The sequence below is a fragment of the Ruegeria sp. YTSC230 genome (genome assembly GCF_059609665.1).
In genome coordinates this window covers 23,034-49,941 of record NZ_JBXWMC010000017.1, presented here as the reverse complement: position 1 = coordinate 49,941, position 26,908 = coordinate 23,034, and the positions used below count along the sequence as shown (strand labels likewise).

26 protein-coding genes and 1 riboswitch are annotated in these 26,908 nt (G+C 54.6%); of the genes, 12 read left to right on the top strand and 14 right to left on the bottom strand.

The annotated features are described in order from the left end of the window. Nucleotides 1–459 precede the first annotated feature (459 nt). The 5 genes from AC2FD9_RS22620 to AC2FD9_RS22600 are packed head-to-tail and all read left to right on the top strand — an operon-like array spanning nt 460 to nt 4,233. Nucleotides 460–1,110, top strand: coding sequence for a histidine phosphatase family protein (locus AC2FD9_RS22620; protein ID WP_496838889.1), 651 nt, complete (start codon nt 460–462; stop codon nt 1,108–1,110). Nucleotides 1,111–1,131: 21 nt separating this feature from the next. Then, nucleotides 1,132–1,746, top strand: coding sequence for a glutathione S-transferase family protein (locus AC2FD9_RS22615; protein ID WP_496838888.1), 615 nt, complete (start codon nt 1,132–1,134; stop codon nt 1,744–1,746). A gap of 14 nt (nt 1,747–1,760) precedes the next feature. Continuing rightward, nucleotides 1,761–2,807 carry a saccharopine dehydrogenase gene (locus AC2FD9_RS22610; protein ID WP_496838887.1) on the top strand — a complete coding sequence of 349 codons (1,047 nt, stop codon included), beginning with the start codon at nt 1,761–1,763 and terminating at the stop codon, nt 2,805–2,807. Nucleotides 2,808–2,819: 12 nt separating this feature from the next. Then, the gene (locus AC2FD9_RS22605) at nt 2,820–3,068 is read left to right on the top strand and encodes a SemiSWEET family sugar transporter (RefSeq protein ID WP_058273753.1); all 249 of its coding nucleotides are present in this window, start codon (nt 2,820–2,822) and stop codon (nt 3,066–3,068) included. Between the two features lie 22 nt (nt 3,069–3,090). After that, nucleotides 3,091–4,233: a saccharopine dehydrogenase family protein gene (locus AC2FD9_RS22600; protein ID WP_496838706.1), complete on the top strand. Its 1,143-nt coding sequence runs from the start codon at nt 3,091–3,093 to the stop codon at nt 4,231–4,233. An 89-nt stretch (nt 4,234–4,322) separates the two neighbouring features. On the opposite strand, the gene AC2FD9_RS22595 is transcribed toward AC2FD9_RS22600, so the two are convergent. From AC2FD9_RS22595 to AC2FD9_RS22570, 6 genes are all read right to left on the bottom strand, one after another. After that, on the bottom strand, nt 4,323–4,526 hold the full coding sequence (locus tag AC2FD9_RS22595; RefSeq protein WP_058277394.1) for a DUF1127 domain-containing protein: 204 nt from the start codon (nt 4,524–4,526) through the stop codon (nt 4,323–4,325). A gap of 48 nt (nt 4,527–4,574) precedes the next feature. Next, nucleotides 4,575–4,802, bottom strand: coding sequence for a YjiS-like domain-containing protein (locus AC2FD9_RS22590; protein WP_109310857.1), 228 nt, complete (start codon nt 4,800–4,802; stop codon nt 4,575–4,577). 270 nt (nt 4,803–5,072) lie between these two features. After that, nucleotides 5,073–5,567, bottom strand: coding sequence for a universal stress protein (locus tag AC2FD9_RS22585; RefSeq protein ID WP_058277392.1), 495 nt, complete (start codon nt 5,565–5,567; stop codon nt 5,073–5,075). A gap of 17 nt (nt 5,568–5,584) precedes the next feature. Next, nucleotides 5,585–6,925, bottom strand: coding sequence for a TRAP transporter large permease (locus tag AC2FD9_RS22580; RefSeq protein WP_058273758.1), 1,341 nt, complete (start codon nt 6,923–6,925; stop codon nt 5,585–5,587). Nucleotides 6,926–6,942: 17 nt separating this feature from the next. Next, nucleotides 6,943–7,479, bottom strand: a complete 537-nt coding sequence (locus tag AC2FD9_RS22575; RefSeq protein WP_058273759.1) for a TRAP transporter small permease — start codon at nt 7,477–7,479, stop codon at nt 6,943–6,945. Between the two features lie 69 nt (nt 7,480–7,548). Beyond that, entirely contained in the window at nt 7,549–8,565 is a 1,017-nt protein-coding gene (locus AC2FD9_RS22570; RefSeq protein ID WP_058273760.1) for a TRAP transporter substrate-binding protein, read from the bottom strand. A 170-nt stretch (nt 8,566–8,735) separates the two neighbouring features. On the opposite strand from AC2FD9_RS22570, the gene AC2FD9_RS22565 reads away from it, so the two are divergent. Next, complete coding sequence (locus AC2FD9_RS22565) at nt 8,736–9,647, top strand: LysR family transcriptional regulator (RefSeq protein ID WP_108861888.1); 912 nt, start codon at nt 8,736–8,738, stop codon at nt 9,645–9,647. Between the two features lie 185 nt (nt 9,648–9,832). After that, nucleotides 9,833–10,075 carry a hypothetical protein gene (locus AC2FD9_RS22560; protein WP_109310855.1) on the top strand — a complete coding sequence of 81 codons (243 nt, stop codon included), beginning with the start codon at nt 9,833–9,835 and terminating at the stop codon, nt 10,073–10,075. A gap of 80 nt (nt 10,076–10,155) precedes the next feature. Here AC2FD9_RS22560 and AC2FD9_RS22555 read toward each other — a convergent pair whose 3' ends face one another. Genes AC2FD9_RS22555 through AC2FD9_RS22545 form a run of 3 tightly spaced genes read right to left on the bottom strand, consistent with a single transcriptional unit; the run spans nt 10,156 to nt 12,795 of the window. Continuing rightward, nucleotides 10,156–11,055 carry a metal ABC transporter solute-binding protein, Zn/Mn family gene (locus tag AC2FD9_RS22555; protein ID WP_496838886.1) on the bottom strand — a complete coding sequence of 300 codons (900 nt, stop codon included), beginning with the start codon at nt 11,053–11,055 and terminating at the stop codon, nt 10,156–10,158. Further along, a complete protein-coding gene (locus AC2FD9_RS22550) occupies nt 11,052–11,954 on the bottom strand; it encodes a metal ABC transporter permease (RefSeq protein ID WP_282121289.1) in 903 nt (300 codons plus the stop codon). Before AC2FD9_RS22550 ends, AC2FD9_RS22555 begins: the two co-directional genes overlap by 4 nt. Further along, a complete protein-coding gene (locus tag AC2FD9_RS22545) occupies nt 11,947–12,795 on the bottom strand; it encodes a metal ABC transporter ATP-binding protein (RefSeq protein ID WP_496838885.1) in 849 nt (282 codons plus the stop codon). The genes AC2FD9_RS22550 and AC2FD9_RS22545 overlap by 8 nt, the downstream gene beginning before the upstream one ends. Nucleotides 12,796–12,934: 139 nt before the next feature. Further along, nucleotides 12,935–13,145: riboswitch (cobalamin riboswitch) on the bottom strand. Nucleotides 13,146–13,686: 541 nt separating this feature from the next. Between AC2FD9_RS22545 and AC2FD9_RS22540 the strand changes: the two genes are divergently transcribed. Both AC2FD9_RS22540 and AC2FD9_RS22535 read left to right on the top strand, forming a co-directional pair. Next, the gene (locus AC2FD9_RS22540) at nt 13,687–14,436 is read left to right on the top strand and encodes a DUF998 domain-containing protein (RefSeq protein WP_496838884.1); all 750 of its coding nucleotides are present in this window, start codon (nt 13,687–13,689) and stop codon (nt 14,434–14,436) included. A gap of 449 nt (nt 14,437–14,885) precedes the next feature. Beyond that, nucleotides 14,886–16,517, top strand: a complete 1,632-nt coding sequence (locus tag AC2FD9_RS22535; RefSeq protein WP_496838883.1) for a bifunctional aspartate transaminase/aspartate 4-decarboxylase — start codon at nt 14,886–14,888, stop codon at nt 16,515–16,517. 107 nt (nt 16,518–16,624) lie between these two features. Here AC2FD9_RS22535 and aspT read toward each other — a convergent pair whose 3' ends face one another. Both aspT and AC2FD9_RS22525 read right to left on the bottom strand, forming a co-directional pair. After that, nucleotides 16,625–18,325, bottom strand: a complete 1,701-nt coding sequence (gene aspT, locus AC2FD9_RS22530) for an aspartate-alanine antiporter (protein WP_496779710.1) — start codon at nt 18,323–18,325, stop codon at nt 16,625–16,627. A gap of 328 nt (nt 18,326–18,653) precedes the next feature. Further along, the gene (locus AC2FD9_RS22525; RefSeq protein WP_496838882.1) at nt 18,654–18,821 is read right to left on the bottom strand and encodes a hypothetical protein; all 168 of its coding nucleotides are present in this window, start codon (nt 18,819–18,821) and stop codon (nt 18,654–18,656) included. On the opposite strand from AC2FD9_RS22525, the gene AC2FD9_RS22520 reads away from it, so the two are divergent. Further along, the gene (locus AC2FD9_RS22520; protein ID WP_282171139.1) at nt 18,820–18,999 is read left to right on the top strand and encodes a hypothetical protein; all 180 of its coding nucleotides are present in this window, start codon (nt 18,820–18,822) and stop codon (nt 18,997–18,999) included. The genes AC2FD9_RS22525 and AC2FD9_RS22520 overlap by 2 nt on opposite strands. 233 nt (nt 19,000–19,232) lie before the next feature. Next, the gene (gene sstT, locus AC2FD9_RS22515) at nt 19,233–20,462 is read left to right on the top strand and encodes a serine/threonine transporter SstT (protein ID WP_496838881.1); all 1,230 of its coding nucleotides are present in this window, start codon (nt 19,233–19,235) and stop codon (nt 20,460–20,462) included. A gap of 303 nt (nt 20,463–20,765) precedes the next feature. Here sstT and AC2FD9_RS22510 read toward each other — a convergent pair whose 3' ends face one another. Together AC2FD9_RS22510 and pyrE are read right to left on the bottom strand one after the other, a co-directional pair. Next, complete coding sequence (locus AC2FD9_RS22510; RefSeq protein WP_496838880.1) at nt 20,766–20,900, bottom strand: hypothetical protein; 135 nt, start codon at nt 20,898–20,900, stop codon at nt 20,766–20,768. Beyond that, entirely contained in the window at nt 20,881–21,597 is a 717-nt protein-coding gene (pyrE, locus tag AC2FD9_RS22505) for an orotate phosphoribosyltransferase (RefSeq protein WP_496838879.1), read from the bottom strand. Before pyrE ends, AC2FD9_RS22510 begins: the two co-directional genes overlap by 20 nt. A 70-nt stretch (nt 21,598–21,667) precedes the next feature. On the opposite strand from pyrE, the gene AC2FD9_RS22500 reads away from it, so the two are divergent. After that, on the top strand, nt 21,668–24,202 hold the full coding sequence (locus tag AC2FD9_RS22500; protein WP_058278357.1) for a cation:proton antiporter: 2,535 nt from the start codon (nt 21,668–21,670) through the stop codon (nt 24,200–24,202). A gap of 215 nt (nt 24,203–24,417) precedes the next feature. Here AC2FD9_RS22500 and AC2FD9_RS22495 read toward each other — a convergent pair whose 3' ends face one another. Continuing rightward, nucleotides 24,418–26,157: an adenylate/guanylate cyclase domain-containing protein gene (locus AC2FD9_RS22495; protein ID WP_496838878.1), complete on the bottom strand. Its 1,740-nt coding sequence runs from the start codon at nt 26,155–26,157 to the stop codon at nt 24,418–24,420. Nucleotides 26,158–26,908 lie beyond the last annotated feature (751 nt).

The window sequence follows — 26,908 nt, the reverse complement described above, 5'->3', positions numbered from 1 at the left end:
ACAGGCATCTCCCACCCAGCAAAATCAACCAACTTACCCCCCAACTCAACGTGCAAAGAATGCAATGGGGTGCGTTTGGGTGCGTCAGACATGGAAGAGACCTTTCCTAAGACCTTGGCAACATTGCCGCATGGATTGCAACGTTATCTCTGTATTGTCGCCAATTGACACCAAGGTTCCTAGGACTGTGCAGCGAGTCAACAGGCTTCGACTGCTGGCGGTCTTTTGGTCCCCCGAGGGCGGCGTTGCAGAGGCATGTATACGGCCGCATGCAGCGGCTTTGTATCCTATAGGAAACTTTTTTCCGTTAGGCAACATCGCATGCGACGTGCCATGGGCAAATTTCTGCGGCGAACAAAAGACAGCCGAGCCATCAAACTGGTTTTTAGCCGCTTTCTGCCAAAGGGCTCTGGCACCGCCCCTGATCCTGCCCTAAGACTTCGCGCAAGAGGGGACGCAATGGCACATATCACACTGGTGCGTCACGGGCAGGCCAACACCACCGCACGTGACGAAGTAAATTATGACAAGCTCAGCGAGCTGGGCCATCAGCAGGCACGTTGGCTGGGCGCGCATTTGCAGAACACACAAGCGTTCTACCCGCGCGTCTATTGCGGAACCCTGTCGCGACACGTGGAAACCGCTTCCAGCATGGGGCTGCCAGAACCCACCCGCGATCCGCGCCTAAATGAGATCGAATACTTCAACATTGCGAAACTGTATGAAGAGCAGCATGGCGTTTCGATTCCAACCGACCGTGAGGGGTTCGTCGAACATTTGCCGCGAACTTTTACCGCGTGGGCCAAGGGTGAGATCGAAGAGACCCCGGAAACCTTTGAGGAATTCGAAACACGTGTCTCGGACGCTTTGCGCGATATCGGAACCGAGGGTGGGCCCGCGATTGTTGTGACCTCAGGTGGGTTGATCTCGATGGTTGTGCGACAGGCCATGGGACTGGACATACCTGCGATGGCGCGGGTGGCTCTTGCCATCATGAACACCTCAATGCATCGTCTGCACCCGATAGGCGCGCAGCTGAGCCCGGTTCTGTTCAACGCAGTCCCGCATCTGGAAGCGCCCGACCGGCAGTTTGCCCAAACGCATCTGTAATCCAAGCCCGGAGGCACTCTGATGCAGCTTTATTATGCTCCCCGCACCATTTCGATCGCCGTTGCCATCGCCTTGGAGGAGGCCGGTCTGGACTATGAAGCGGTCCGTCTGGACTTCGCCGAAGGCGACCAGACCAAACCCGCTTACAAACAGATCAATCCAAAAGGCCGTGTGCCTGCATTGGCGGTTGATGGCGGCATCCTGACTGAAACCGGGGCGTTGCTGGAATATGTCGCTACGGTTGCGCCTGACGCAAATCTTATCCCCGCCGATCCTGTCATGGCGGCCCGTATGCGCGAAGTGATGTATTATCTGTCCTCGACCATGCATGTGAACCACGCACACAAGCTGCGCGGGGCCCGTTGGGCCGACAAGAAAGCCAGCTGGAAAGACATGACCGGCAAGGTCGCCCAGACCATGACGGCGTCCTGTGAGTACATCGTGTCGAATGGTCTGCGCGGGCCATTTGTGCTGGGCGATACGGTTTCACTGGCGGATGCGTATCTGTACGTGGTGTGCAGCTGGCTGGAAGGCGACGGTGTGGACGTGTCGGCCTTTCCCAAAATCCTCGCTTTCCGCGAGGCGATGGAGGCGCGCGCCTCGGTTCGGGCGGTGCGCGCCGCCGGGATGATTTGAGTAAAGGACGACGCATGACACATCTTTGGGTCCGGGCAGAGCAACGCCCGAATGAAGAACGGGTTGGATTGACCCCAGAAGGCGCGGCGACCCTGGTTGCGGCAGGCATCCGGGTGACCGTCGAGGAAAGCCATGCCCGCGCTATCCCGATAGATGGCTACAAAAACGCAGGCTGCGAGATTGCGCCCGAGAATTCCTGGCCCGATGCCCCCCTTGATGCCATCGTCTTTGGTTTGAAGGAATTGCCAGAGGACGGCACCCCCCTGCCCCATCGCCACATCATGTTCGGCCACGCCTATAAGGGTCAGCATTCTGGCCGCGCCCTACTGCAGCGGTTCAAGGCCGGGGGCGGAACGCTTTATGATCTGGAATACCTTGTGGACGAGAACGGCCGTCGCGTCGCGGCCTTCGGGTATTGGGCTGGTTATGCTGGCGCAGCTGTCACCCTGAAAGCATGGGCGGCGCAGCAACGGAATGAGGAATGCCCGCCCGTTGGTGTGTATTCGGGCAAGGACGCGCTGAATGCTGAATTACTGGCCGAGTTGAACGCCACAGGCGCCAATCGTCCCTGCGCCATCGTGATCGGCGCGCTGGGTCGCGTGGGTGCAGGCGCCGCCGACCTGTGCGAGGCCATGGGCGTCAGTGTCACCAAATGGGACATGGCTGAAACCGCCAGCGGCGGGCCTTTCCCCGAAATTCTGGAACATGACCTGTTTCTGAACTGCATTTTTGCCCGCCCGGGCACCCCGATCTTTGTTCCGCGAGAGTCGCTGACCAACCCGCGCAACCTGACCGCCATTGGTGATGTCGCCTGCGACCCGGACAGCGATTACAACCCGGTACCCGTTTACGACCGCGCCACCACGTGGGACGCCCCCGCCTTGCGCGTCGCGTCGGATCCGGTGATGGATGTCATGGCAATCGACAATCTGCCCTCGATGCTGCCAGTCGAAAGCTCGGAAGACTATGCCGCGCAATTGCTGACAACTCTGCTGACGTTGAAAGAGATCGAAAGCGGTGTTTGGGGTCGGGCACAGGACGAGTTTCGCAAACATGTCTGAGCCGGTGCACGCATGGAACACTTGATCGGCGGTGCAGCAGCGGTTCTTGGCACGATTTGCTGGCTACCCCAGACCCTGAAAACGTGGCGCAGTCGCGAAACCAAGGACCTGTCTCTGCCTGCAAACCTGCTGATCCTGACAACACTGACATTGTGGTTGGCCTACGGATTGATGATCGCTGCATGGCCTCTGATCCTGGGCAATGTGATATCGATCCTTCTTGTCGGTGCGATCGTGATCGCGAAACTGAAATTCGGCTGAACAGCCATATAGGAGCTTAAGCATGACCATCCATTGGTGTGGCACCGGCCTGTCGGCCATCCCCGGCCTGCGTCGCCTGATTGAAGGCGGGCACAAGGTCACCGTCTGGAACAGGACCATTGAAAAGGCCAAGGCCGAAATCGGAGACCTGACCGACGACATTCGTGCCTTTGACATCGACGCACTGGGCGCAGTGCTGGAAAAAGGTGACGTGATCGTCTCAATGCTGCCGGGCGATTGGCACGTGCCGCTGGCGGAATTGGCCATCTCGAAGGAGGCCAATTTTGTCTCATCCTCTTACATTGCGCCCGAAATGCGGGCGTTGGATGACAAGGCCCGCGAGGCCGGTGTGGCGCTGGTGAACGAGGTCGGGCTTGATCCGGGCATTGACCACCTGATGGCACACGCTCTGATCGCCGATTATCGCGCCTCGGACGCGTTTGATGCGAACAACCACCTGAGCTTTATCTCGTATTGCGGCGGCATTCCGAAGAACCCCAACCCGTTCCGCTACAAGTTCAGCTGGTCGCCTTTGGGTGTGCTCAAGGCCCTGCGTTCGCCGTCGAAATCGATCCGCGATTATGCGCCGCTGGACGTAGCCCGCCCGTGGGACGCGATCAGCAGCTATATCGCTCCGCTGCCCACACCTGAAAGCTTCGAGGTCTATCCGAACCGCGACTCTCTGCCTTTCATGGAAGAATATCAGTTCGAGGATCACTGGACCGTCAAGGAATTCGTCCGCGGCACCTTGCGCCTGAATGGCTGGGCCGATGCGTGGTCGGATGTGTTCAGCGAGATTGAAACCCTGTCCGGACCCGAAGGCGACGCGCGTCTGAAGGAAATGTCGGACCAGTTCTGGGACGAAAACGCCTATGACGAGGGCGAACCGGACCGCGTGGTTCTGTGCGTAGGACTGAACGCCGAGAAAGACGGAACATCCGTCTGGCACAAAACCTATGTCATGGACGCCTGGGGCGACGCGCGCGGCACGGCAATGGCGCGACTGGTGTCTATCCCGGTCTCGCTGGCGGTCGAAGCGATCCTGAATCGTGCGATCGCCGTCGGTGTACATGCGGCGCCCAGCGACCCAAAACTGGTGCAGGGTTGGATGGCCGAGATCGACAAGCTGGCGCAGCATTTGCAGGTCGTCGATCACACCGCCTAAATCCACATTCAAAAAGCCACTCCGACATACAGGAGTGGCTTTTATCTTCGTCTCTGTCGCCGGTATCAAACCTGGCTATCGCCACAGCTTCAGATGAACCGTTGGATCGTATCGTCAAGATCGCTGCGGTTTATGCCCAGCTCTGACAATTCCTGATCGGAAAAGCTGTTCAAGTACTGTGCGGCCCGCACGATATCGGCGCTGACCGCACGTAGTTGCATGGCGCGGTCGAACAATTGCAGGGCACTGGTCGTGGGCGGCAATTGCTTGCTTGGCGGGATGACATCAAACATTGGTACTACCTCATAACTGGTTACGCGGGTGCTATCTCCGGCACTTGATTACTGCCGATAAGGCGCGCCGTGATAAACGCTTTGATAGGCGCGTTGCTTGATTTCAGCCCGAGGGACGCCGATGTCGCTCAATTGGCGATCGTTCAACGCCTCTAGGTCGTGGACTGTGTTGGCGAAAATCCTGCGGCGGAAATGCTCGGTTCGGGCCTCAGCATAATCCGCGAACAGCGCAGAAAAAACGTTGCGGTTCGAGGTTATAGTCTGTGTCGCTTCCATGGTCTTCTCCTCCTGAATTTGGATTGCGGTTTTGGTCACAACTCAAATTAAGGAACCGGTTCTTAAGGAGAGAACACCGTTTCATTAAGCTCTGTTAACGAAGCTTTCTGGGTATGATTTGAGGCGGAGGTTTTTAGTTTGGAAAGCTTTGGCCCGTGATGAACGTAGGGCCGTTGGATGCGGAACAGGCGGTGTTCGGGCATCACCAAATTGGTTAGCGGTACAGCGCAAAGCATGGGCCGCTACGAACGCAGCGGCCCAGGGAAATTCTTAGACTTCGTCCGGGTTCGGAACGATCAGTGTCGGGATTTTCGACCGACGCAAGACACGTTTCGCCACCGTTCCGAGGAAGGTGTGCGAAAAGCCGTGGTCATGTGCGCCAAGCACGATCAGATCGCACCCCATCTCGACCGAGCGCCGCAGGATCACCTCGGCCGGGTGCCCGTCGGTGACCTCGATCGAGGACACCTGTTCACGGATCTTGGCGTCATCGCCTTCGAACTGTGCCCAGAACTTGGCTTGCCGTTCGGCCAGCACCTTGCGCACCATTTCATGGCGACGCTGGGCTGCGGTTTTACGCGTCTCTTCGTTCAGGATGAACATGTCCATCGTGATCTTCGCGTCGTCGGACAGGGGTTCGTTCACATGCAGGACGTGAATTTCTGCCCCTGTTGCCATTGCAATGCTGGCCGCATTGCGCATGGCGTGACCCGAGTTCTCCGACAAGTCGGTCGCGAACAGGATATTTGTCACCATTTGTTTCATAACATCATCCTTTCAGGTCAGTAGCCCAACAGCCTTGGCAGCCATAGCGACAGCTCAGGGAAGAACGCAATGATAAAGATCGCGATGGTATTAGCCGCCGCAAAGGGCAATGCGCGCAACGAGATCTGCTCGATCGTTATGTTCGAAATACCCGATGCGATGAACAGGTTTTCACCCAGCGGCGGCGTCTGGAAGCCGATACCCAGCGTACAGACCATAACCACACCAAAGTGGATCGGGTCGATACCCACCGAATAGGCCACCGGCAGCATCACCGGAACCAGGATCAGGATGGTGGCCAGTGTCTCCATAAACATGCCGACGAACAGCAGGAAGAAGATGATCAGCGCCCAGATCACATAAAGGTTGTCGGTAAAGCTGAGCATCGAGTCCGCGATGATCGCCGGGATCTGGTTTTCCACCAGAAGGCGGCCAAACACGGTCGCAGTGAACAGGATCAGCAGAACACGGCCCGTCAGCCACGTGGTGGCTTCAAGCGACTGGAACAGCGACTGCCATGTCAGTTCACGATAGATGACCACGCCAACGAACAGAGTGTAGAAGATCGCGACGATTGCAGCCTCGGTCGGGGTGAAGAAGCCGGTATAGATACCACCCAGGATCACCAGCGGCGCCATCAGCGACCAGAACCCGCGATACATCTCGCAGGCCACATGACGCAGCGACCAACCTTCGGCCACACCTTTGTACCCACGCTTTTTAGACATGAAGTAGTTAAGGATCAGCAAGCTGGTGGCGATCAGGAACGCCGGGACAAAGCCCGCGATGAACAGTTTCGAGATCGAAACCGACTGGAAGGTGCCGAACTTTTCAACTGCTTCCAGCGGAGGCGCCATACCGAGCGCGGCAATGCCGAAGATCACCATCGGGATGGAGGGAGGAATAATAATCCCGAGGCCGCCAGAAGAAGCGGTAATAGCAGAGGCATAGCCGCGCTCATAGCCACGGTCGATCATTGCTGGGATCATCAGCATCCCCACGGCCGCGGTTGTTGCCGGGCCCGAGCCCGAAATGGCGCCAAAGAACAGACAGGCCATAACCGTTGCAGCCGAAATACCGCCGGTGAATGGACCAGCCAGACTTTCAGCAACATTGATTAGGCGCTTTGAGATACCGGCGGCCTCCATAAGAGCCCCCGCCAGAATAAATGCAGGCAGAGCCATCAGTGGGAACGCACCCACCGAGGTAAATGCAATCTGCACGAATTTGATTGGGTTTTCGCCCAGGTAAAGGAACGAGAACAGCGATGCCACACCCAGCGCAACCGTGATCGGTGCGCCGATGAGCAGCAGTAGAAGAAACGATCCAAATAGGATTGTGACGATTTCGGATTCCATGGTTTTTCCTCCCTGCCTCAGTCGCGCTTGGCTGCTTCGGTGGCAGCTTTGATTTCATCAAGGTCGATCTGGTCAGGATCATGGATGTCTTCACCTTTGATCAGGCGGCGATAGTTCACCTGAATGATGCGCACGGTCATCAGCGCAAAGGCGAGAGGTAGAACCATGTAGACATACTTCATCTCGATACCCAGGGTCTGGGATTTCCAGAACTTGTTCATCTTGTTGAAGACAAAGTCCGTGGCCAGATACAGGAAGTAGACGTTGAAAAAGAGCCAGAAGAGATCAGCAAAAGCCTCGATATACTTGATGTAGCGTTCGGGCAGGAACTTGAACTGGAAGGTCACCCGGTTATGCGCACCTTTCAATGCCGCATAGCTGGCGCCAAAGTAGACAAACCAGACGAACATGTAGACTGACAGTTCTTCGATCCAGCTATACGAAAAGCCAAAGACTTCCCGCGCGATGATCTGTACAAACAGCAGACAGACGAAGCCGGATAACAGGATCCGGCAGATGATACTTTCGATATTGTCCAGAAATTTCCAGAACATTGCGGAATTCCCTCCTCCCTGAGATGAAAAGAGCGCCGAAGCGCTCTTTTCCTTTTCGCTCTTTGGCGATTATTGCTGGACGGGCTCGCGGCCGATGGCCTCGAGGACCGTGTTCAGTTTCTCGACGCCGCCGATGGACTCATAGAACTGAGGCCATACTGCACCGGTTGCCAGTTCGATGAACTCGGCCTCATCGTTCTCAGGATCGATGATTGCCATGCCTTTTTCGGTCAGCTCTTCTTTGATCGCAGCTTCAGAGTCGCGCAGGAACTGAGCGGAAATCTGAGTTGCTTCCTGACCGGCTTCCAGGATGATCTTCTGGTCTTCTTCGCTCAGACCCTGGAAAACAGATTCCGAAACGATCAGCGGTTCGATCGAGAAGATGTAACGCAGGTTGGTCACGTGGTTCTGGACTTCGTAGAACTTCATTGCGTTGATCGTCAGGTAAGGGTTGTCCTGACCGTCGACAACTTTGGTTTGCAGACCGGTGAAGGTCTCGGACCATGCCATCGGAGTCGGGCTGATACCCCAGGACTTGTAGGTTTCAATCATGATTTCGTTCTTGGGAACGCGGATGATCAGGTCCTGCAGGTCAGCAACCGAGCTGACAGGCTTTTTCGAGTTGGTCAGACGGCGGAAACCTGTGTAGGTCCAGCCGATGATGCGCACACCTGCGTCACGAATGGTGTTTTCCACCAGTTCCTGACCGATCGGGCCTTGGGTCAGCTTTTCAGCATCTTCCAGCGACAGGATCACATAAGGCAGAGTGAATACACCAACCGAAGGCGAGAACGGCGTGATGTTGTTGATCGCCAGCAGCGACATGTCCAGCGTGCCGATTGCGGCCTCGTTGACGGTGTCCTGCTCGGAACCCAGCTGACCGTTCAGGAACAGTGTAGCTGTGTGCGCGCCACCCGATTTTTCTTCGAGTGCCTTAACGAAAGCCAATCCGAGGGCTTCTTGTGCGCTGCCTGCACTATCGCCAACAGCAATCTTGAAGTTTTTCGCGTCGGCTGCGCCAGCAACCATTAGTGCCGCGACCGAAACGGCAGCAGTCATGGTGCCAAGCTTTTTGATGAATGACATAGATGTCCTCCCAGTTTTATCATGTTTCGAGGTGCGCGCTGACCTGGGGAGAGATGGCCAGTCCGATTCTACCTCGGCTTTTTCAGAGTAGCTTGTGAAATGTGTTTCTATGTTGCCATTCTTTGCGCGATAGGTTTCACATATATCGAACCTTACGAATTGGGTAGAAAATGGTTGCCTCACGCATCGGCGACAGCGACATCCGATTGCTGCGCGTTTTCAAGACGGTTGTGGAAAGTGGTGGTCTGTCCGCAGCCGAAGTTGAGCTGAATATCGGCAAATCCACCATTTCAAAGCATGTTACTGATTTGGAACTGCGATTGGGCTTAAAACTGTGCACGCGCGGTCCTGCGGGTTTCGCCCTGACAGAAGACGGCGCAAAAGTGCTGCAAGCAGCAGATCACTTGCTTGTGTCCGTGTCGCAATTTCGGAACGAGGTCAGCGAGATCAAGGAACAGTTGGGGGGAACGATCCGCATTTCGCTATTTGATCAATGTGCGTCAAACCCGGATTCCCGGCTTGCCCGCGCCATTCATCGGTTCAACGAAGCCGCCCCCTCGGTCCAGATCGAATTGTCTCTTGAGCCGCCAAACGTGATCGAGACCATGGTCATCAGTGGCCAGCTCGACATCGGAATTATTGCGCTGCATCGCCCTTCGACGAGTCTTAACTATGCTCCGTTATATGGCGAGAACATGTTCCTGTATTGCGGCCGAGAACACCCCCTGTTCGAAATACCAGACCGGGAACTCAGGACCAGTGACCTGCTCAGGTACAACTATGTTGGGCTCAGCGTGAACTCTCCGAACCTGATCGTCGGTCAGCAACTGGGTTTCAAACGGTCAGCAAAAGTTCAAAGCGAGCAGGCGCTGGCCATACTAATCCTGTCAGGGCGATACATAGGTTATTTGCCTGATCATCTTGCGCAGGATTTTGTGGACCAGGAAAAGATGCGGATGGTGTTGCCGGGCGAAACGCAATATCGAACCCGGTTTGCAGCAGTGACCAGAAAGCAACCTGAACCAACACGGGTGACAAACTTGTTTCTGGAAGTTTTGCAGAGCGAACATTCGAAACCCTGACAACTGCCGAGCTGGCACAACACGAGCCAACTGTGGTGAAAACGTGCTTCGACACATCCTGTAAAAGCCAGACGCGAAATCAGGTTCGCCTTTTTGGCGTTGCCAAAAGCTTGTGACTTTCCGCCACATCACTAGCTCTCGCCTTCATCTCACTTACATGCGCCTCACCAAAATGAGGCGGACAAATGATAGACGACGATCCCCAACCCGTAGGGTATTATAACGCGCACGATATATGGACCCTGGACCCAACGCCCGCGGACCAGTTGGTCTATGATGCCTTTGCCTCGGGCGTCGTCGATCTTCTGCAAGTGTTGGATGACAACAAGACCATGATGTCACGGGACGTTTACGCAAGACTGTTCGCCTCGCTGTTGGATCTTTCCCGAACTTTGGGAGAATACGAAGATGGATGGAAGCCGGACTAGGTGGCGATTACCAAGAACCCGCTGTTCCAATGCACGGTACAGGGTGGCGGTTCAGGCGCCGCCCCGTACCTAAAGACTAGTTAGCTTGCGGTTGAGTTCCCAAGCGCGTTCAACAGAGTGTTCAGATTGTGCTGGAACATCGCGAGATAGCTGGTGGCCGGACTACCCCGTTCCGACAAGGCGTCTGAGAACAGCCGCCCACCAATCACGATGCCGGTTTCATCCGAGATTTGCTGAATCAAAGTAGGGCTTGTGATGTTTTCAACAAACAGCGCAGCAGCGCCATCAGCCTTCAGTTGGTCAATCAGAACAGCAAGATCCTTGGCTGATGGCTCCGCCTCGGTGTCGATGCCAACCGGCGCAAGGAAAGTCAGGCCGTAGGCGTCTGCCAGATAACCAAATGCGTCATGTGCAGTCACAACCGTGCGGCGATTGGCAGGCAGGCCTGCCAGCTTTGTCTTGGTTTCTGCATCCAGCGCCTCAAGCTGCGCAATATAGGCCGCAGCATTGGCAGCGATTTCTTCGGCGTGCTCGGGCATCGCCTCTGTCATCACGTCGGCAACATTGGTCACGTAAATCATGCCATTCGACAGCGAGTTCCAGGCGTGGGGGTCGATTTTGCCCTCGACTGTGACAGGCGTGATACCGTCGGTGGCAACGTGCACGGTTGCGTCAGTGCCCGATTCAGCGATCAGGGTATCGGACCATGTCTCAAAGCCCAGACCGTTGACAAAGATGATATCCGCCTGGGCAACGGCCTTCGCGTCTGCAACCGAAGGCTGATACACATGCGCATCCGCGTCCGGGCCCACGATTGTCGTAACCGTGGCCAGATCGCCGACGACCTCTTCGACCATGTCGCCGAGGATCGAAAAGCTGGCGACGATCTTGACGTTGCCTTCTGCCGCAACGGTCGGCAATGCAGCCAAAGCAAACGACACAGAGGCGATGCCGGTGTAGAGTGACTTTACAAGAGTCATTGTGCTCTCTCTTCTTGTTGAATTTGGGCAATGGGGATGTCTTTGGAAACAGACGGTTTGCGCATCCGTCTGCCAAAACCAAGGGGACCGAAAATGGCCGAGAACAGAAAGAACCCACCGGCAACCAAAACGATCGCCGGGCCGGACGGTGTGTCCGGGAACAGGTAGGACAGGGTCAGGCCGATCCAGCAACTGGACAAGGCAAACAGAAAACCCAGGACCAGTTGCCCGGTGATCGTACTGGCCCAATAGCGCGCCGCAGTTGCGGGAAGGATCATCAAGCCAACGGCCATCAACGTTCCCAGTGTTTTGAACGCAGCCAGAAGGTTCAGAACCAACAGCAGCATAAAACCCTGATCTACCAACCACGGTCGGCGCGTCTGCGTTTCGAAGAAAACCGGGTCACAGGTGCTGACAATCAGCGGACGAAGCAGAACGGCGAATGCCAACAATGTGACTGTCGCCACCCCGCCGACAAGGACCATCGACGCGTCGTCGATCCCAAGGATTGATCCAAACAGGAAGCTTTTTAGTGGAACTGCGGACCCTGCTGCAGACAGGATAAAGATACCTACCGCCAATGCGATCAGATAGAGCGAGGCAAGGCTGGCATCGCTGCGCAGGATCGTCCGGCGTGCCAGAAAGGCGGTCAAAATGGCGACGCCAACACCCGCGATAAGCCCTCCGACCAATAGCGACATGACCGACAGGCCCGCGGTGACAAAGCCGATGACAATGCCAGGGGTAATCGCGTGGGCCATGGCCTCACCAGCCAGCGATAGGCGACGCAGAACAAGAAATGCCCCCACCGGCGCGACCGAGGCCGAGAGGACCGTGGTTGCCACAAAAGCGCGACGCATGAAGGCAAAGCTCCACATTTCGACGATCAGGTCATACATTGCCGTGCTCCGCTGTTGAATGGGTGCCACGGAACATCCAGGACGCCTGACTTTCCGAGAGGTATCCTTGTGCAACCAGACGGTCTGGTGTCAGAACGTCATTCACCGGTCCATGGGTCGCCTCTTGCCCGCCCAAAAGCAGCGCGTGGCTGCAATAATCCAGCACCGAGGAAAGATCGTGCACCACCAAAACCACCGCGCGCCCCTCATCGCGCCATCGGCGGATAATCGACAATAGATGTGCTTCGGTACTTTGGTCGACCGCGGCAAACGGTTCATCCAGCAGGATCAGCGGTGCGTCCTGCATGATAACTCGCGCGAACAGCGCGCGCTGCAGTTGCCCGCCCGATAGCATATGCAGAGGCCGGTCAGCGATATCCAGCACACCGGCCTCATCCAGCGCGGCGGCCATCCGGTCACGCGCGGCGGCGTCCAGTCCGGTACGATAACCAAACCCGCGCCAGGCCCCCATCGCGGCAAGATCCCTCACACGGATGGGAAATCGGCGGTCGAACTCGGTCATCTGCGCTAGGTACCCAATGTCACGAGGACGCCCTTGCGGCCAAGTCAAACTGCCCGAAAGCGGATCCATCAAGCCCAGCAGCATCTTTACAAATGTGCTCTTGCCCGATCCGTTCGCACCAAGAACGGCAAGGGTCGTTCCGGCCGCGATATCCATGGAGAGGCGGTGAAACAATGTCAGGTCGCGGTAGCCCAACGTCAGATCGCGGATTTGCAAAACGGCCGACATCAAATCACCGCGTAAATCGCGAGCCACAAGAGCGCCGACAGCGCCAGAGCGCCCGCGACCAGCACCGGAACGCTGAATTCTGTCAGACACTTACCCCTTTGGGTGTCAGCTTTTTGCAATGACAACGGCAACGCCTCCTGTGTTCGGACAGGGGCAAAGCGAGCGCAAAGTCGTGCACGGTACGGACCGCTTGAAACATTGTCATCTCCCTCTGGGACACCCCGCCCAGGTTCATAAATTTCGGATGGCAGGTCTCCTGACTTGCGGGTCAAAGCTATCCCGATCCTTCCCAGGCTATTGCCCAGTGGACGATCTCGGGTCGCTCGCCGCCTACAGTTGCGGGGGCAGTCACGGAATTGGCCTTTTTACAGAACCGCACCGTATTCCCTTTTATCCCTGACCGCAAAATACAGTCGGGAACCATCGCGAGGACAAAATACGAATTGATTTGATTCGACAAGAGCGCAAACCTGTGCGGGATGGCTATTCGTTCCAGTCATCGGTCGACTACGGAGGACGCAGTAGACATGAGGCAACGGTGGATACTACACGGGCCCCGCTTCTTGCAGCTTCAGACGCACGCCAACGGTCTTTTTGACTGAATTTATTCTGCCCGGACTTTTTTGTCTGCAGTGGGATGATTTGGGTCTTTGACATTGCAGGTTATTCGCCTGACGGGGTGCCGATGTTAAGCGATTGATCTATTTGATCGATTGCCGTCTGAGCGGGGTGTTTTGGATAGTCTGACGCCGGTTGCGGCAAGGTGCAACCGCGGTTGTCGAACTAAGTTAAAGTGTTTGGTTTGAGGAAGAAGCGGATTTTCGCAAAACAGTAGCCAAACTTCCGATAAGCGGGACAAAGCTGACTAATGCCGCGATGGCGCAAAGGTCTGCTTTCGGAAGCGATCAGATGCACCTGAACGGAGGCTACTGATTTACCGGTGCCAGATTCTGGAAGTTGTGATCCCACTCTGTGATTGACATGGATGAGCGACGTGTTCTGATCGGCTTGCCTGACGGAAGGTGCCAACTCGTCAGGGCAATCGCTCTAAGAAGCGTGCGCGTCAACACAGGGGCAGAGCTTTTGCGGATAACTCTCTGGGGCAACTCACGATCAATAAGCCTTGTCGTTTTGCCCATTATTAGTGGACTTTGGTTGGCGATAGGCGTGGGCATCATAAGTGCACTGACCCCCAACTATTCGCATATCGACCAATTCATGAGCGCACTCGGGGCTGTAGGGGCCCCCTTGGCGACGTGGACCAACTATGCCGTCTTCATACCGACAGAGATTTGGCTTCTGGCGTTCCTCGCAAGACTAAACAGTTGCCTCCCAGGCAGCAGGACAAAACGAATCTCGATATTGCTTCTATCCGCTTACGCCATTCTTTTGATACTTGCCGCCTTTCTGCCTTGTGATGCGGGGTGTGATAGTCGAGGCAGCGACGAGAACATGACAAGCACGTTGGTCCATATTGCTCATATGGCAATTGCGGTGACGGCTTATCCGCTTGCGTTGATCGGTTTGCTGATCCTCAGCCTGACTGCCCCACCAAATTCGCTTCTGCGGCGCTTGGCGCCGCCAGCTACAATCGTCGGCTTCTGTTTGTTTTTCACAATTTTCTTGATGCCAGTAACACAAGGCTTATTCCAACGCCTCCTCGAAGCATGGATCTACTTCCAATTTATATCGCTGGGACTATATGCTGCTTCAATTTTGCCTCAAAACTGACCTTCCTGCGGTGTGCAGCATTGGCCAAAGTGGGCTCAGAGCGATCGTTCTCTGCCCCCAATTTGGATGACAGCCATCAGCTCGAAGCGGTCATTCCTTACATCCTGCCTCGGAGATAGCAGTCGTTCCATCAAGGAACGGTGTTGGTAGAGCAGGCCACCTTCTGGACATTCGCTGTTTGCGCAGTGTTGGCGGCCACGAATGACAGCAATGCGCAGATGGTGAACCTTGCAAATTTTAGTGGGATGTCAGCACTGAGACCAAAGCGTCGGCGTAATTTCCATAACTCTGTCTGCCCTGCAAAATGGTTACAGCCAAGGCTTGTAGCGAAGACTCGTAATCCTTGATTTTACGCCGTTCCCTTCAAATAGTGTTGTTTTCATTGACACATTGCCTTGCATGCGATCCGCTAAACTACGTCATCTGTTTTAACGCAAGGATTTGATGTCATGCCAGAATCGCTCAACCTGCATAAATTTGAAAACCTAAGTCCTTTCCAAATCAAAGACGAACTTATTAAGTTGGCGCAAAAAGAGGCTCGGCAGATGTCTCTGCCATACCTCAATGCCGGTCGAGGGAACCCTAACTGGATCGCCACTAAAGCGCGGGAGGCGTTTTTCCTTTTAGGGCAGTTCGCTATGACAGAAGCTCAGCGCCATCGTAATGAGCCGCAGGTCGGTTTGGCCGGGATGCCGCAAGGGCCAGGCTGTTATGACCGGCTAAAAGCATATTGCGCCAAATCGGTTGAAGGAAACGGTCCTCCAGGTGCGGAAACTTTGGTGGCCGTAGTGGATTTTGCGATTGAGAAATTTGGTTTTACACCGGAGGATTTCGTGCTCGAGTTGACCGACGGTATTGTTGGCGACCACTACCCGATGCCCGACCGGTGCATGGAGCACAACGAGGCGATTGTCCACGAATACGTTATGTGGGCGATGTGCGCGGGGCACCGACCGGATGCGAAGTTCGATATCTACGCAGTTGAGGGTGGAACCGCTGCGATGTGTTATATTTTCAAGGCACTCAAGAACCAGCGGTTGCTGAATGCCGGCGACACCATTGCGTTGGGTACACCGATTTTCACGCCCTATCTGGAAATGCCGGTACTTGAAGACTATGGGCTGAACACAGTGGATGTATCTTCGAAAGAAGAGGACCACTTTCAACTGAACGACGATGATTTTGAAATCTTGTCCGACCCGAAAGTCAAAGCACTATTTCTGGTCAACCCGGGCAACCCGTCTTCAGTCGCTATCAGCCCCGAAGTCTCGACTCGGCTTGTCGAGTTCGTAAAGAACCGCCGCCCGGACCTGATCATTTTGACTGACGATGTTTACGGGACCTTCATTCCGAATTTTCAGTCTATCTTGGGGCATCTGCCTGAGAACACGATCGGGGTCTATTCGTACTCCAAGTATTTCGGTTGCACCGGGTGGCGTTTGGGCGCGATTTTGGTGGCCGAGAACAACATCTTCGACAAGATGATTGCGGAGGCTCCGGACGAAACCAAGGCGGTCGTCAACGCCCGGTACGAAACGTTGACGCCTGATCCATCCTCGTTCAAGTTCATCGACCGGATCGTCGCCGACAGCCGCGATGTTGCGCTGAACCACACCGCAGGTCTGTCACTGCCGCAGCAGGTGATGATGACTTTGTTTTCACTGGTCGAGCTTATGGACGAAGAGAAGGCCTATCAGAAATTCTGCTGGGGTATTCTGAAGCACCGCTTTGACGAGTTGGTCGAAGGGATGGGCATCGAAGTTCCAGATAACCCGCTGTTCGACAAATACTACGGTATCATCGACTTCGAATTCTGGCTCCGTAAATACGTGGGAGAGGAGGTGGTCGAGTGGATTAAAGAGAATGTCCACCCGCTAGATATATCCTTCAAACTGGCTCAGGATCACGGGATCGTTTTGCTGAATGGATCGGGCTTTGACGCGCCCAACTGGTCAGCGCGGGTATCGTTCGCCAATTTGGATGATAGTGCTTACCGCCAGATCGGAAGAGCGGTGCGCGCGGTGGCCACGGGTTACGTGCAGGCCTACCGTGCCTCGAAAGGACTGCCGTTGCACGGTTGAGATCTAGCAATAGCAAAGAGGAACGGATCAGCGTGATGGTTTGCACAAACGCTGATCCCACCCGTCCAGGTTAGGACCCCGGTTGTCGCGCCCATTTCCGGTTTGACTCACGGAACAAAAGCCACAACCAACGGTCCCCAGAGCGTTAGGAAGATGTTAGCCACGGCATAGGTCATGGTGAAAGCTGGTGTGGGAGTCGAGTTTCCGGCCTTTTCCAATAGTGTCGCAAAACCGGGATTGCCCGAGCGTGATCCGGTCACAACCGCACAGGCCTCAATCGGGTTTTTAATACGCAGGGCGAAATAGTTGATTGGGAACTGCACGATCATGGGCATCAATGTAACCACCACACCCAACAGCAACAGCGTGATCCCATATTCCTGAATCGCTTCTAGTGCGGGCTTGCCTGCATTGAGGCCAACGACACCAACAAACACAGCTAGTCCAAAGCTCTGAAGGAAATTCGCGGCCCCTCGGTTAATGCCGCCGATCTTGGGTCGCCGGATGCGCATGTAGCCGATGATCAACCCTGTAACTAGGCAACCGAGACCGGACCCCAAAGCCACTTTGGTTCCTGCGATGACAAAACTGATCTCTCCTATCAGAAAGCCGATGGCGACGCCGATCCCCAATGCAATGAAATTGGTTACCGAGGCCGAAGGCGGAACGTAGCCCGCAACTTTCGCAACTCGATTCAGATCGTCCTTGTGACCGACAATACTGACCTCGTCACCTGCGTGTATCTCGGTGTTGTGCAGGACAGGGACATCATGGCCCATGCGGGTGATCTTTGAGATGTGAACGCCGCGCCTTTGATCCGCTGTCAGAGCCTCGCTCAATTCTGCCAACGTTTTGCCGGTCAGTTTGCGGTTGGTGACCACTACGTTGCGACGTTCCTCTACAACCGTCAGTTCAGGAGGATACTCTCCGATTTCACCACTGGCGCTACCCTCGAACTGGGTCAAAGTCGCTACGAGGCCGGAGACGACCACAACGTCTCCGGCATTGACCACTGTTTCAGGATTCGGATCCACAGGAGCGCCATCGTGGAGTAACCGTTCGACGATCAGATCACCATCATAACCGCTTTCGATGTCTTTGACGGTTTTTCCGGCAATGGTTGCATCGGCATTTACCTGATAGGCTCGGGCGTCAAACCGGTTCATAGGAAGGAACTCACCTTCCTCTAGTTTGCGACCGCCGCCGCTGAGTTTCTGAGCCAGCTTAATCGCTTCTTGCCGCAGGTCGACACGCATGATGATTGGAATGACACTAACTGCCAATATTGGGCCGATCGAGCCGAAGATATAAGTAACCGAGTATCCTACGGCGATGTTGGTTTTTAGCTTTTCTGCCTCATCTGCGGCCAGCCCAAGCAGATCGATGGCATTTCCAGCGGTGCCGATGATTGCAGATTGTGTCAGGCCACCAGCGGCCAATCCAGCCGCCAACCCTTTGTCCAAGCCGGCCAACCGAGCCACAACAATAACAAAAAACAACCCCCAGAGGGTCATCATAAACGCGGCAAGTAACTTGGTCAGCGCAGTTCGGTTCAAGGCCGCAAAAAATTGCGGGCCGCCATTATAGCCAACCATAAAAATGAAGAGGGAAAAGAAAACATTCTGAACATCGGTACTGAGGTTGATACCGCCGATCTGGCCAATGAAGACCGCCACCAACAATGTACCAGCGATGCCCCCCAGTTCGAACTTGCCGACCCGAAACTTCCCTACGCCGTATCCCAGACCCAGACAAAGAAACAGTGCCATGATCGGGAAGGCGCGCAGTTGTTCTGTAATCAATTCCATTGTGAAATCTCCCGCGTCCCAACGGTGGTCCTTTCCGTTCAAGATACAGCGCCTTACTGTATTGAAAACAAAAAATTTAGACGATGGGCGTCGTGCGGGCTTTTCGAAAGTAATTGGAATAAACTTTTTGAAGAGCAGATTGCTTTCTGACCCGGTCTACAGGAATGAAGCCGCAAGTTTGAACCTTGGGCGACTGTGTACAGGACACCGTCTTCATACACGCAGTTAAGTCTTCAGTCTCTGCTCTCAGACAATTCCAGTTCCGAGAGTATGGCCGCGTTGTTGGCGTGAAACTTTTCTTGGGTCTATTGGAAGACAACCAACAAATTTACGCTGGAGAAAAGACGGTCATCCAGGCTGGCAGCTTTTTCCGCTGACCCGCCAAGTGCGCCTCAAATCCAATGTCCGCTTCGGGCTGCGACCGGTCAACCGTACACGCACCACCCAGACGGCCAAGCAATGGCGGCTCGGGGCCCAAAGCGGGCGTCTTCAGCATGCTTTCTTTGCTAAGACCTGTTTCTGAAAGCGATGGATTAGCGCTGTTCGAAACCGGACTTTGTCACACCATCCTTGCCAATGCAGCTTCTGGTTCATCACTGGACCGCATGGGTAAGAAAGGAGTCGATTCAGAGTACAACCACTTAGGGAGCTTTATTAAAAATCATTTATCTTGAGTGAACCATGCAAGTAAGTTGACGCAAGGTAAACCTTTGTAATGCTTAAGCAAATCATGAAATTTTAGTTTCAAAACAAATACTTCAAAACCGAGCGACCAAGGCCTAAGCCAACTAGAGCAGTTTAATTCCGCGCCAAGACGTCCAAATAGCCACCAGCCCTTGAACTTCAACCGTGCCTCCGCGGGCGTGAGTTTCGCCCGTGAGGTCCCTATTCAAACAGGATGGTCCCCATGAATTTTCTTCTGCGTGGTAGCCTGGTTACTCAAATCACCATCGGTCTTGCCGCCGGTGTTCTGCTTGCCACCCTTTGGCCTACTGCCGGGTCAGCGGTCGGCCTGCTTGGCGACTTCTTCGTCGATGCATTGAAAGCTGTTGCACCAGTTCTGGTGCTGATCCTGGTTTGCGCTGCGATCACAAACCACAAAAAAGGCAGCGAGGTGCGTATGGGCCCCGTGGTGCTTTTGTATATAGTCGGAACCTTCGCAGCTGCACTGGTTGCGGTTGCAGCCAGCTACATGTTTCCGGTTACTCTGCATTTGACAGGTACGCCCGAGCTTTTGGATGCTCCGGACGGTTTAGCTGAGGTGGTCAAAAATATCCTGCTGAAAATCGTGGACAATCCGGTGAATGCTTTAGCAACCGCTAACTATATCGGCATTCTCGCCTGGGCCGTTGGCCTGGGGCTTGTTTTCCGTCACGCCAGCGACTCGACCAAGACCTTGATGTCGGATCTGGACGGCGCGATTACCAAGATCGTCGCAGCGATAATCCGAGTGGCTCCAATCGGCATCTTTGGTATCGTGGCTTCGACAATTGCTGAGACCGGCATTGAAACACTTGCAAGCTATGGCCAACTGCTGGCGTTATTGCTTGGCTGCATGATTTTCATGGCGTTGGTTGTAAATCCGCTGATCGTGTTCCTGCGCATTCGCAAGAATCCATATCCGTTGGTTTTCACATGCCTGAAAGAGTCCGGGATTACCGCTTTCTTCATGCGCAGCTCGGCCGCCAATATTCCGGTAAACATGGAACTTTGCCGTCGTATGGATTTGGATGAAGAGACTTACTCGGTCACCATTCCAATCGGAGCGACAATCAATATGGCCGGTGCCGCCATAACCATCACAGTGATGACGTTGGCAACTGTTCATACAATGGGAATTCAAGTTGATTTCGTCTCAGCTGTTTTCCTGAGCATCATTGCTTCGATCGCTGCCACTGGGGCTTCGGGCGTAGCAGGAGGATCACTGTTACTGATCCCAATGGCCGCCAGCTTGTTTGGCATCGACAATGCGACGGCCATGCAAGTGGTCAGCATTGGCTTCATAATCGGCGTGCTGCAAGATTCTGCAGAAACCGGTTTGAACTCGTCGACCGACGTTCTGTTCACTGCGGCGGGATCGTTTCAACAAGGCGACCCTTACCCACGCAAATTGCCTGCGGCACAGCCCACGGCTTAGCCACTACGTAAAACACTTCAACCGGTGGCACTGGTCATCGGTTGAAGGACAGATTGGTCCGCATGTAAGGCATCCGAAACTGTTGCAGTGAACGAACGGTTCCGGTTTGGGCCAATTTCACGGTTTTCAATGTCCGGTTTCGGGAATTCACGCTGCACAGCGGCGACGGAACCGGCACTTTGCCGGTCTGTGGTGGCAAAATTCACCGCACCAGCATCAGGTGGCTTCGTCCCGCTCAGCTGCCTTAAGTCATAGGTATTTCCAATGTCCGGTATGGGCCGGAAGCGGACCAAAGCGAACGCGTCAGGCCAGCCACTGAGCAATGACCGCTAAAGGCTCATCCTGCCCGTCTATGCCGGCCCAGAGAATGGCCGCATCTAGCCCCTTGTTCCAGTAGATCTTTGGGTCCAGCAGTTCTTCAGCGCTCCAATTCAGCACGCAAAAATACTGGATGAACAGGAAGGGTAGGAACGCCCTGAATTGTCAGTTCCCTTTCTCCGCGCCAGATAGCGCAGACGACCGCGAGAACGTCAGCACCTTCCTGCACCGCAAGCTGATAAGCCTCAGTAACTGCACCACCCGTGGAAATGACATCCTCGATGAACGTTACCTTTTTCCCGGCGATGTCCTGGCCCTCTATTGCGCGACACGTTCCGTAGGTCTTTGCCGTCTTTCGAACGAATGCTGCTGGCAACCCGGTTTCAAGGGAAATCGCCGTGACCAAGGGGATACCTCCCAGCTCAAGCCCCGCAATAATTTCCGTATCCGAGGGTAAAAGGGAGCTCATCGCCTGCGCCAGTGGCTTCAGCAAGAGAGGATCACCTTCAAACCGATACTTGTCGAAATAGCGATGCGAGATCTGCCCAGAGCGCAGCAAAAATTCGCCCTCAAGCGTGGCAATGTCGGCCACGCGACGGGCGAGTTCAGATTTTGAAAGTGTATTTAGACTAATCATCGCATCCTCCGGCTTGAAAACGTCCCAGAAGTAGAAGAACGGCAAAACACTGTCAGCCCTTAGTTGTCGGGTTGACTGTAATGTCCCGCTCAACTGCCAATTATCACCTAGTTTTAATCGTCCTAAATGGTGGTAAACGGCCGGATAGGGCTCTAACCGGGCATTTGAAAGCTCACACATTGATTCCACGTGGTCGATCCGGCTTTAAGAGTGGATTCCACTTACTCGAGTTCTCAGGTAATACGTAACTATGGATATCGTCGTCATTACGACCATCATCACTTCTCTTTTTGTTGTAATCGGCGTGGCGGAACCGCTGGCCGCGCGAATGCGCCTGCCTTACAGCGTTATCCTCGCCGTTCTGGGGATAGTGATCGGGCTTGGCGCGACGTTCTTTCTCGACACCGACCTGACGGATGCATTGAATCCGGGGGCACAGGCAATTATCGATCTACCGATCCGGTCAGACGTCTTCCTCTATGTTTTCCTGCCCACGCTGCTCTTTCAGGCGACACTCGGCATGAACCTGCGCAGGATGCTGGATGACTGGATGCCCATCCTGATGATGGCCGTTGTGGCAGTAATTGTTGCGACACTTTCCATTGGCTATGCGCTCAGTTGGGCAAGTACGCTGCCGCTGGCCGCCTGTCTGTTGATCGGTGCTATTGTATCGACAACGGATCCCTCAGCGGTTGTCAGCATTTTCCGGTCGATTTCGGCACCGCGCAGGCTGTCGCGAATAATCGAGGGCGAAAGCCTGCTTAACGATGCTGCTGCGATTGCTCTTTTCGGGCTATTCATGAGCTTTGTTATGCTCGGGAGACCCAATCCACTGCTAAGTGAAGCCGTGGGGCAATTTCCGCTGTTGATCGCAGGTGGAGTTCTCACCGGTTGGCTTATGGCGCGCATGGCGGTTTGGCTGATGGCTTTCGTAGGCCGCTGGGAAATGGCGCAGATTTCAATATCCGTGTCTTTGCCGTATCTCGCCTATATCGTTGCAGAACAAAGCGTCGGAGCTTCGGGTGTCATCGCGGTGGTGGCTGCAGGTCTTACGCTCAACCTCACAGGCCCCGGTCGTCTGTCACCGGCCACCTGGACAAATCTGCAAGAAGTTTGGGACCTACTGGCACATTGGGCAGGCGCGCTGATCTTTATTCTTGCAGCCTTGCTGATACCACGATTGCTGGAAGAGGTGCGGCCGTCCGACTTTGGCCTGCTGGTTGTGGTGGTTCTGGCCGCCATGTTCGCACGGGCGGCAATTCTGTTCGGGTTGCTGCCATTGCTTACGGCAATCGGTTTGTCACCTGCTGTCGAACGCCCCTATCGCACCGCAATACTGTGGGGTGGGTTGCGTGGTGCCGTGACGCTGGCTCTGGCTCTGGCAGTCACCGAAAGCACGCACATCCCGCTTGAGACGAAGCGCCTGGTCGGCATTCTGGCCACTGGCTTTACGCTGTTTACACTGATTGTTCAGGGTACAACCTTGCGCATGGTGATCACAAAACTGGGGCTCGACAGGCTTTCTCCGCTTGATACCGCCCTGTCGCGTCAGGTGGTCGCCGTCGCCTTGCAATCGGTTCGCGAGGACATGTCCCGCACAGCAGAAAACTATAACCTGACGCACGATATCGTCAGGAACGAAGCCAAACAGTTTAGTGAACGCCTGGACGAGGCCGTAAAGGCCGCCGAAGACAGTGCGCAGATCCTGGATCGTGACCGGGTCACGCTTGGTCTTATTGCGCTGGCCGGTGCAGAGCGGGACTCTGTATTGGCCAGGATGCGAGAACGCACCATGTCATCGGTTCTGAGTGAGAAGATTTTGTCCGATGCGGATCGGCTCATTGAAGGCGCACGGACTGGCGGGCGGATCGGCTATCAGCGCGCATCAAATCGGTCGGTCGTTTACGGCAGATCTTTTCGGATCGCCGTGTTTCTGCACAACCGGCTTCGAATTTCGTTCCCACTCACGCGTATCACAACGGATAGGTTCGAAAGATTGCTCATGCAACGTCTGATCCTGCAGGACCTCGATGGGTTCGTCCGCGGCCGCATCCGCCGGATCCATGGCCGCCGGGTTGCGGAATTGCTGGATGAAGTGTTGGCGCGTCGATCCGAGGCGGTTGAGACGGCGCTTGATGGTCTGAGACTGCAATTTCCCGGTTACGCCGAAAAGTTAGAGCGACGATTCATCCAGCGAACCGCGCTGCGCCTTGAAGAACGTGAATATGCGGTCATGCGCGAAGACGGCCTTGTGGGCGAAGAACTCTATTCCGTGTTGATGCAGGAAGTGGCGACGCGACGTACGTTATCTGAAGGACGTCCAAAGTTGGACATCACTCTTAAAGGACGGGATCTGGTCCGGCAGTTCCCACTGTTTTCCGATCTCGACAAGTCTTCGCTTAGGAAACTCAGCCGGGCGCTGCGTACTCGATATGCCAACGCGGGTGATACCATCATTTCCAAAGACGAATTCGCCCAGAGTGTATTCTTCATTGCTTCCGGAGCTGTTGAAGTGGAACTCGGCCGGCACACCTCGCGGCTGGGTCGTGGTGAAATGTTCGGGCAATTGGCCATGTTATTGAAACGGCCCCGTCGCGTAAACGTGCGGGCATTGGCACCGTCGACGCTGCTTATGCTCGACGAGGCAAGTTTCCGGCGCTTGCTGCGGCGAAGCAAGGCCATGCGAAACTCTGTCAAGATGAGCGCTGACAAGCGCATGATCGACCCCGCGGTGTTGGATCTGGATGAGGCCGAGGTATCCCCTGAAAAAGGGACCAAATCTTGAGAGGCTCTCAATTGGAAAGGAGCCGCGAAATCAAAAGTGCTGGTTCACGGACACCAATCGGGTTCTGTTTTGTTGAGTGTCTACACTTTTCAGAGACTTGTTCACTCGAAAAAACCGATACTACCCTCAACAATTCGTACATTCAGCGGCAGGTTGCAGCCCGGAACGGAAGTTGGCAACGACCAATCACCGAAGACATAGAAAATGGGCGTCGCCTACTCTGCCAATCCAGCTTGGCGCAGACCAGAGGCAATATGTTCCCAATCTGACAGATTGCGCCACATCGGTTGAAAGCCACCGGCCAGAGCAATCAACGTGTTTTCCGGAACTGCCATCCCGCGGCTTGAAAACTCCTGACGGCGGTGGCGGACAAAGGCTTGCAACGAGGACTCCGCCTCTTTTTGTCGGCCCGAGTGCGCGTATGCTGCCACTAGAAACGCAGCGGCCAATGAGTTCAGCCGTGCTTCGCCAATCAGCTTGCTGACAGCGTCATCATATCGACCCAGAAAGAAATATACCTGTCCGATAATCCAATCGAGAGAAGGCGGGTGCAGCGGGTCAAGTCGCATAGCCTCGACAACTATTCCATGGGCCTTTTCATGCTGCCCCAACAACAGAAACCCATATCCGCACCAGGCCATGGATTCCGCTTCATTTTTAATCAATGACAGTGTTTTTTGAAACTGCGTATCGGCCTGATCCCAGAGGCCCGCGCATAGGTACGCATATCCAAGTTGGTCCTGAATATAGACGTCCTTGTTGTCCAAAGCCGCGCCCTGACGCGCGATTTCCAATGCCTGGGAGGGGGCATCGGCATCGGCAAGACCGAGCCAAAGGTCGACGACATACGTATCGGCCAGATACATATAGATCCGCGCGTAATTGGGATCGATTGCCAGCGCTTTTTCAAAATATCCCTTGGCTGTGGCGTTGTCGGCGGCGTTCAACCCGTCTCGGAGTGCTTTCCCTCGCAGCAAGAGTTCATATGCCTTCATCTTGTCTGTAGGCTTGTTCAAGACATTGTTGGCCACGTCGCTTTGAACCCGACCTGGAAGAACCGCGACGACGCTTTGGGTCACCTCATCCTGAACCGCAAAGATGTCTTCCAGTTCGCGGTCATAACGCTCAGCCCAGATATGTTTTCCAGAGTCAGCCGCGATCAGTTGAGCCGAAATGCGCACTCTGTTTCCGACTTTTCGAACACTGCCTTCGACAAGGTATTGTACCCCCAACTTTGCCGCGATTTCACCAAGCTCCAGATCTGAGTCCCGGAACCGAAACGACGAATTGCGCGCGACCACAAACAAGGTCCGAAAGCGGGACAGTCCGGTAATGATGTCTTCGGAAATGCCGTCGCTGAAAAACTGCTGCTCAGCATTGCCGCTTACGTTTGAAAACGGCAAAACCGCGACTGAGGGCTTATCCCGTCCGGTTAGGTTTGGCTCGTATTTTTCAGAACGTTCATGTGACAAATGGTATATTTTGACGGGCTTTGTTATGTTTTTGAGGTGCTGGGCACCGCCATCTTCAAAGGTTTCTTCAATCAGGTTTCCCAGACTTTCATAAACTATGGAAGAGATGCAAACCCCGCCGACTTTTGCTGCGGCTTCCAGGCGCGACGCCAGATTGACACCGTGCCCGTAGACATCGCCCTCATCAACAATCACGTCGCCCAGATGCACTCCGATGCGCAGTTTTATAGCTGAGTTTTGAACCGCCAGTTCATTCTGGATCTCGATGGCACACCGAACAGCATCCACGACAGAGGGAAACTCAACCAATGTGCCATCCCCAATCAACTTGATCACCCGGCCTTTGTATTGGCTGACTTTGGGATCAAAAACACATTCGCGATGAGTCTTGAGGTGCATCAAAGTGGCATCTTCGTCTTCGATCATCATCGAAGAGTATGCAACAACGTCAGCGGCGAGTATGGCGGCGAGTTTGCGTTCCAAAAATGACACCTCTGATTAGGAGGTCATATTCAACTTTGGGAAAGATCATCACAACACCTTTTTGGGAACACCGCACAAATACAAATTGCCGAAGGTTTTACCGGCGTTGCCTCCGAACGTTCCGGGATTACGGCAGAAGTTCGTTGTTTCAGAAAGAGTGCCCGCTTCTCAGAAGGCAACCTGGTTTGCAACGGTCGCTATCTGCGCTTCACTGACATCGCTGCCCTTGACGAAATTGAGCGAACCGAAGGCCTATCTGCACTTGTGATTTAAAAAACATTGAGCCGTGTGTGGATACGGACATTTACGCGCTACTCAAGTGTAGTCGAAAGCTGGATGGAGGCAGCGTTTATTAAACGTGGCCAAGGAGTGATCGAGCACTTCTATTATACTCGCTGCTGATTACGGCACACTGAAGAAGGGAAGTATGCGATTGAGTTGGTTGGGGAACTGTTGGGATTGCTGGCGCTAGGGGCGCCCCAGAACGACGAAAGCCGCCCGGAGGCGGCTTGTTCGACAGTGCTGGTTGCGGGAGCAGGATTTCCGCAAGACCCTACCTTCCTTATTAGGCGACAAGTTTGAAAAACTTACGATGTATTTGGCGTTTACAAATGGAATGGCGATTTCCGTTGCGAAAGTCAAAAACTCACAGCAAACTGCGAGGTGCAGTTGTGAGATTTACTCGCGGCATCGCAGCAAGATTTCCACAAAGCGGTCGTTTAGCGACGCGAAAACTCCAAAATCCCAAACC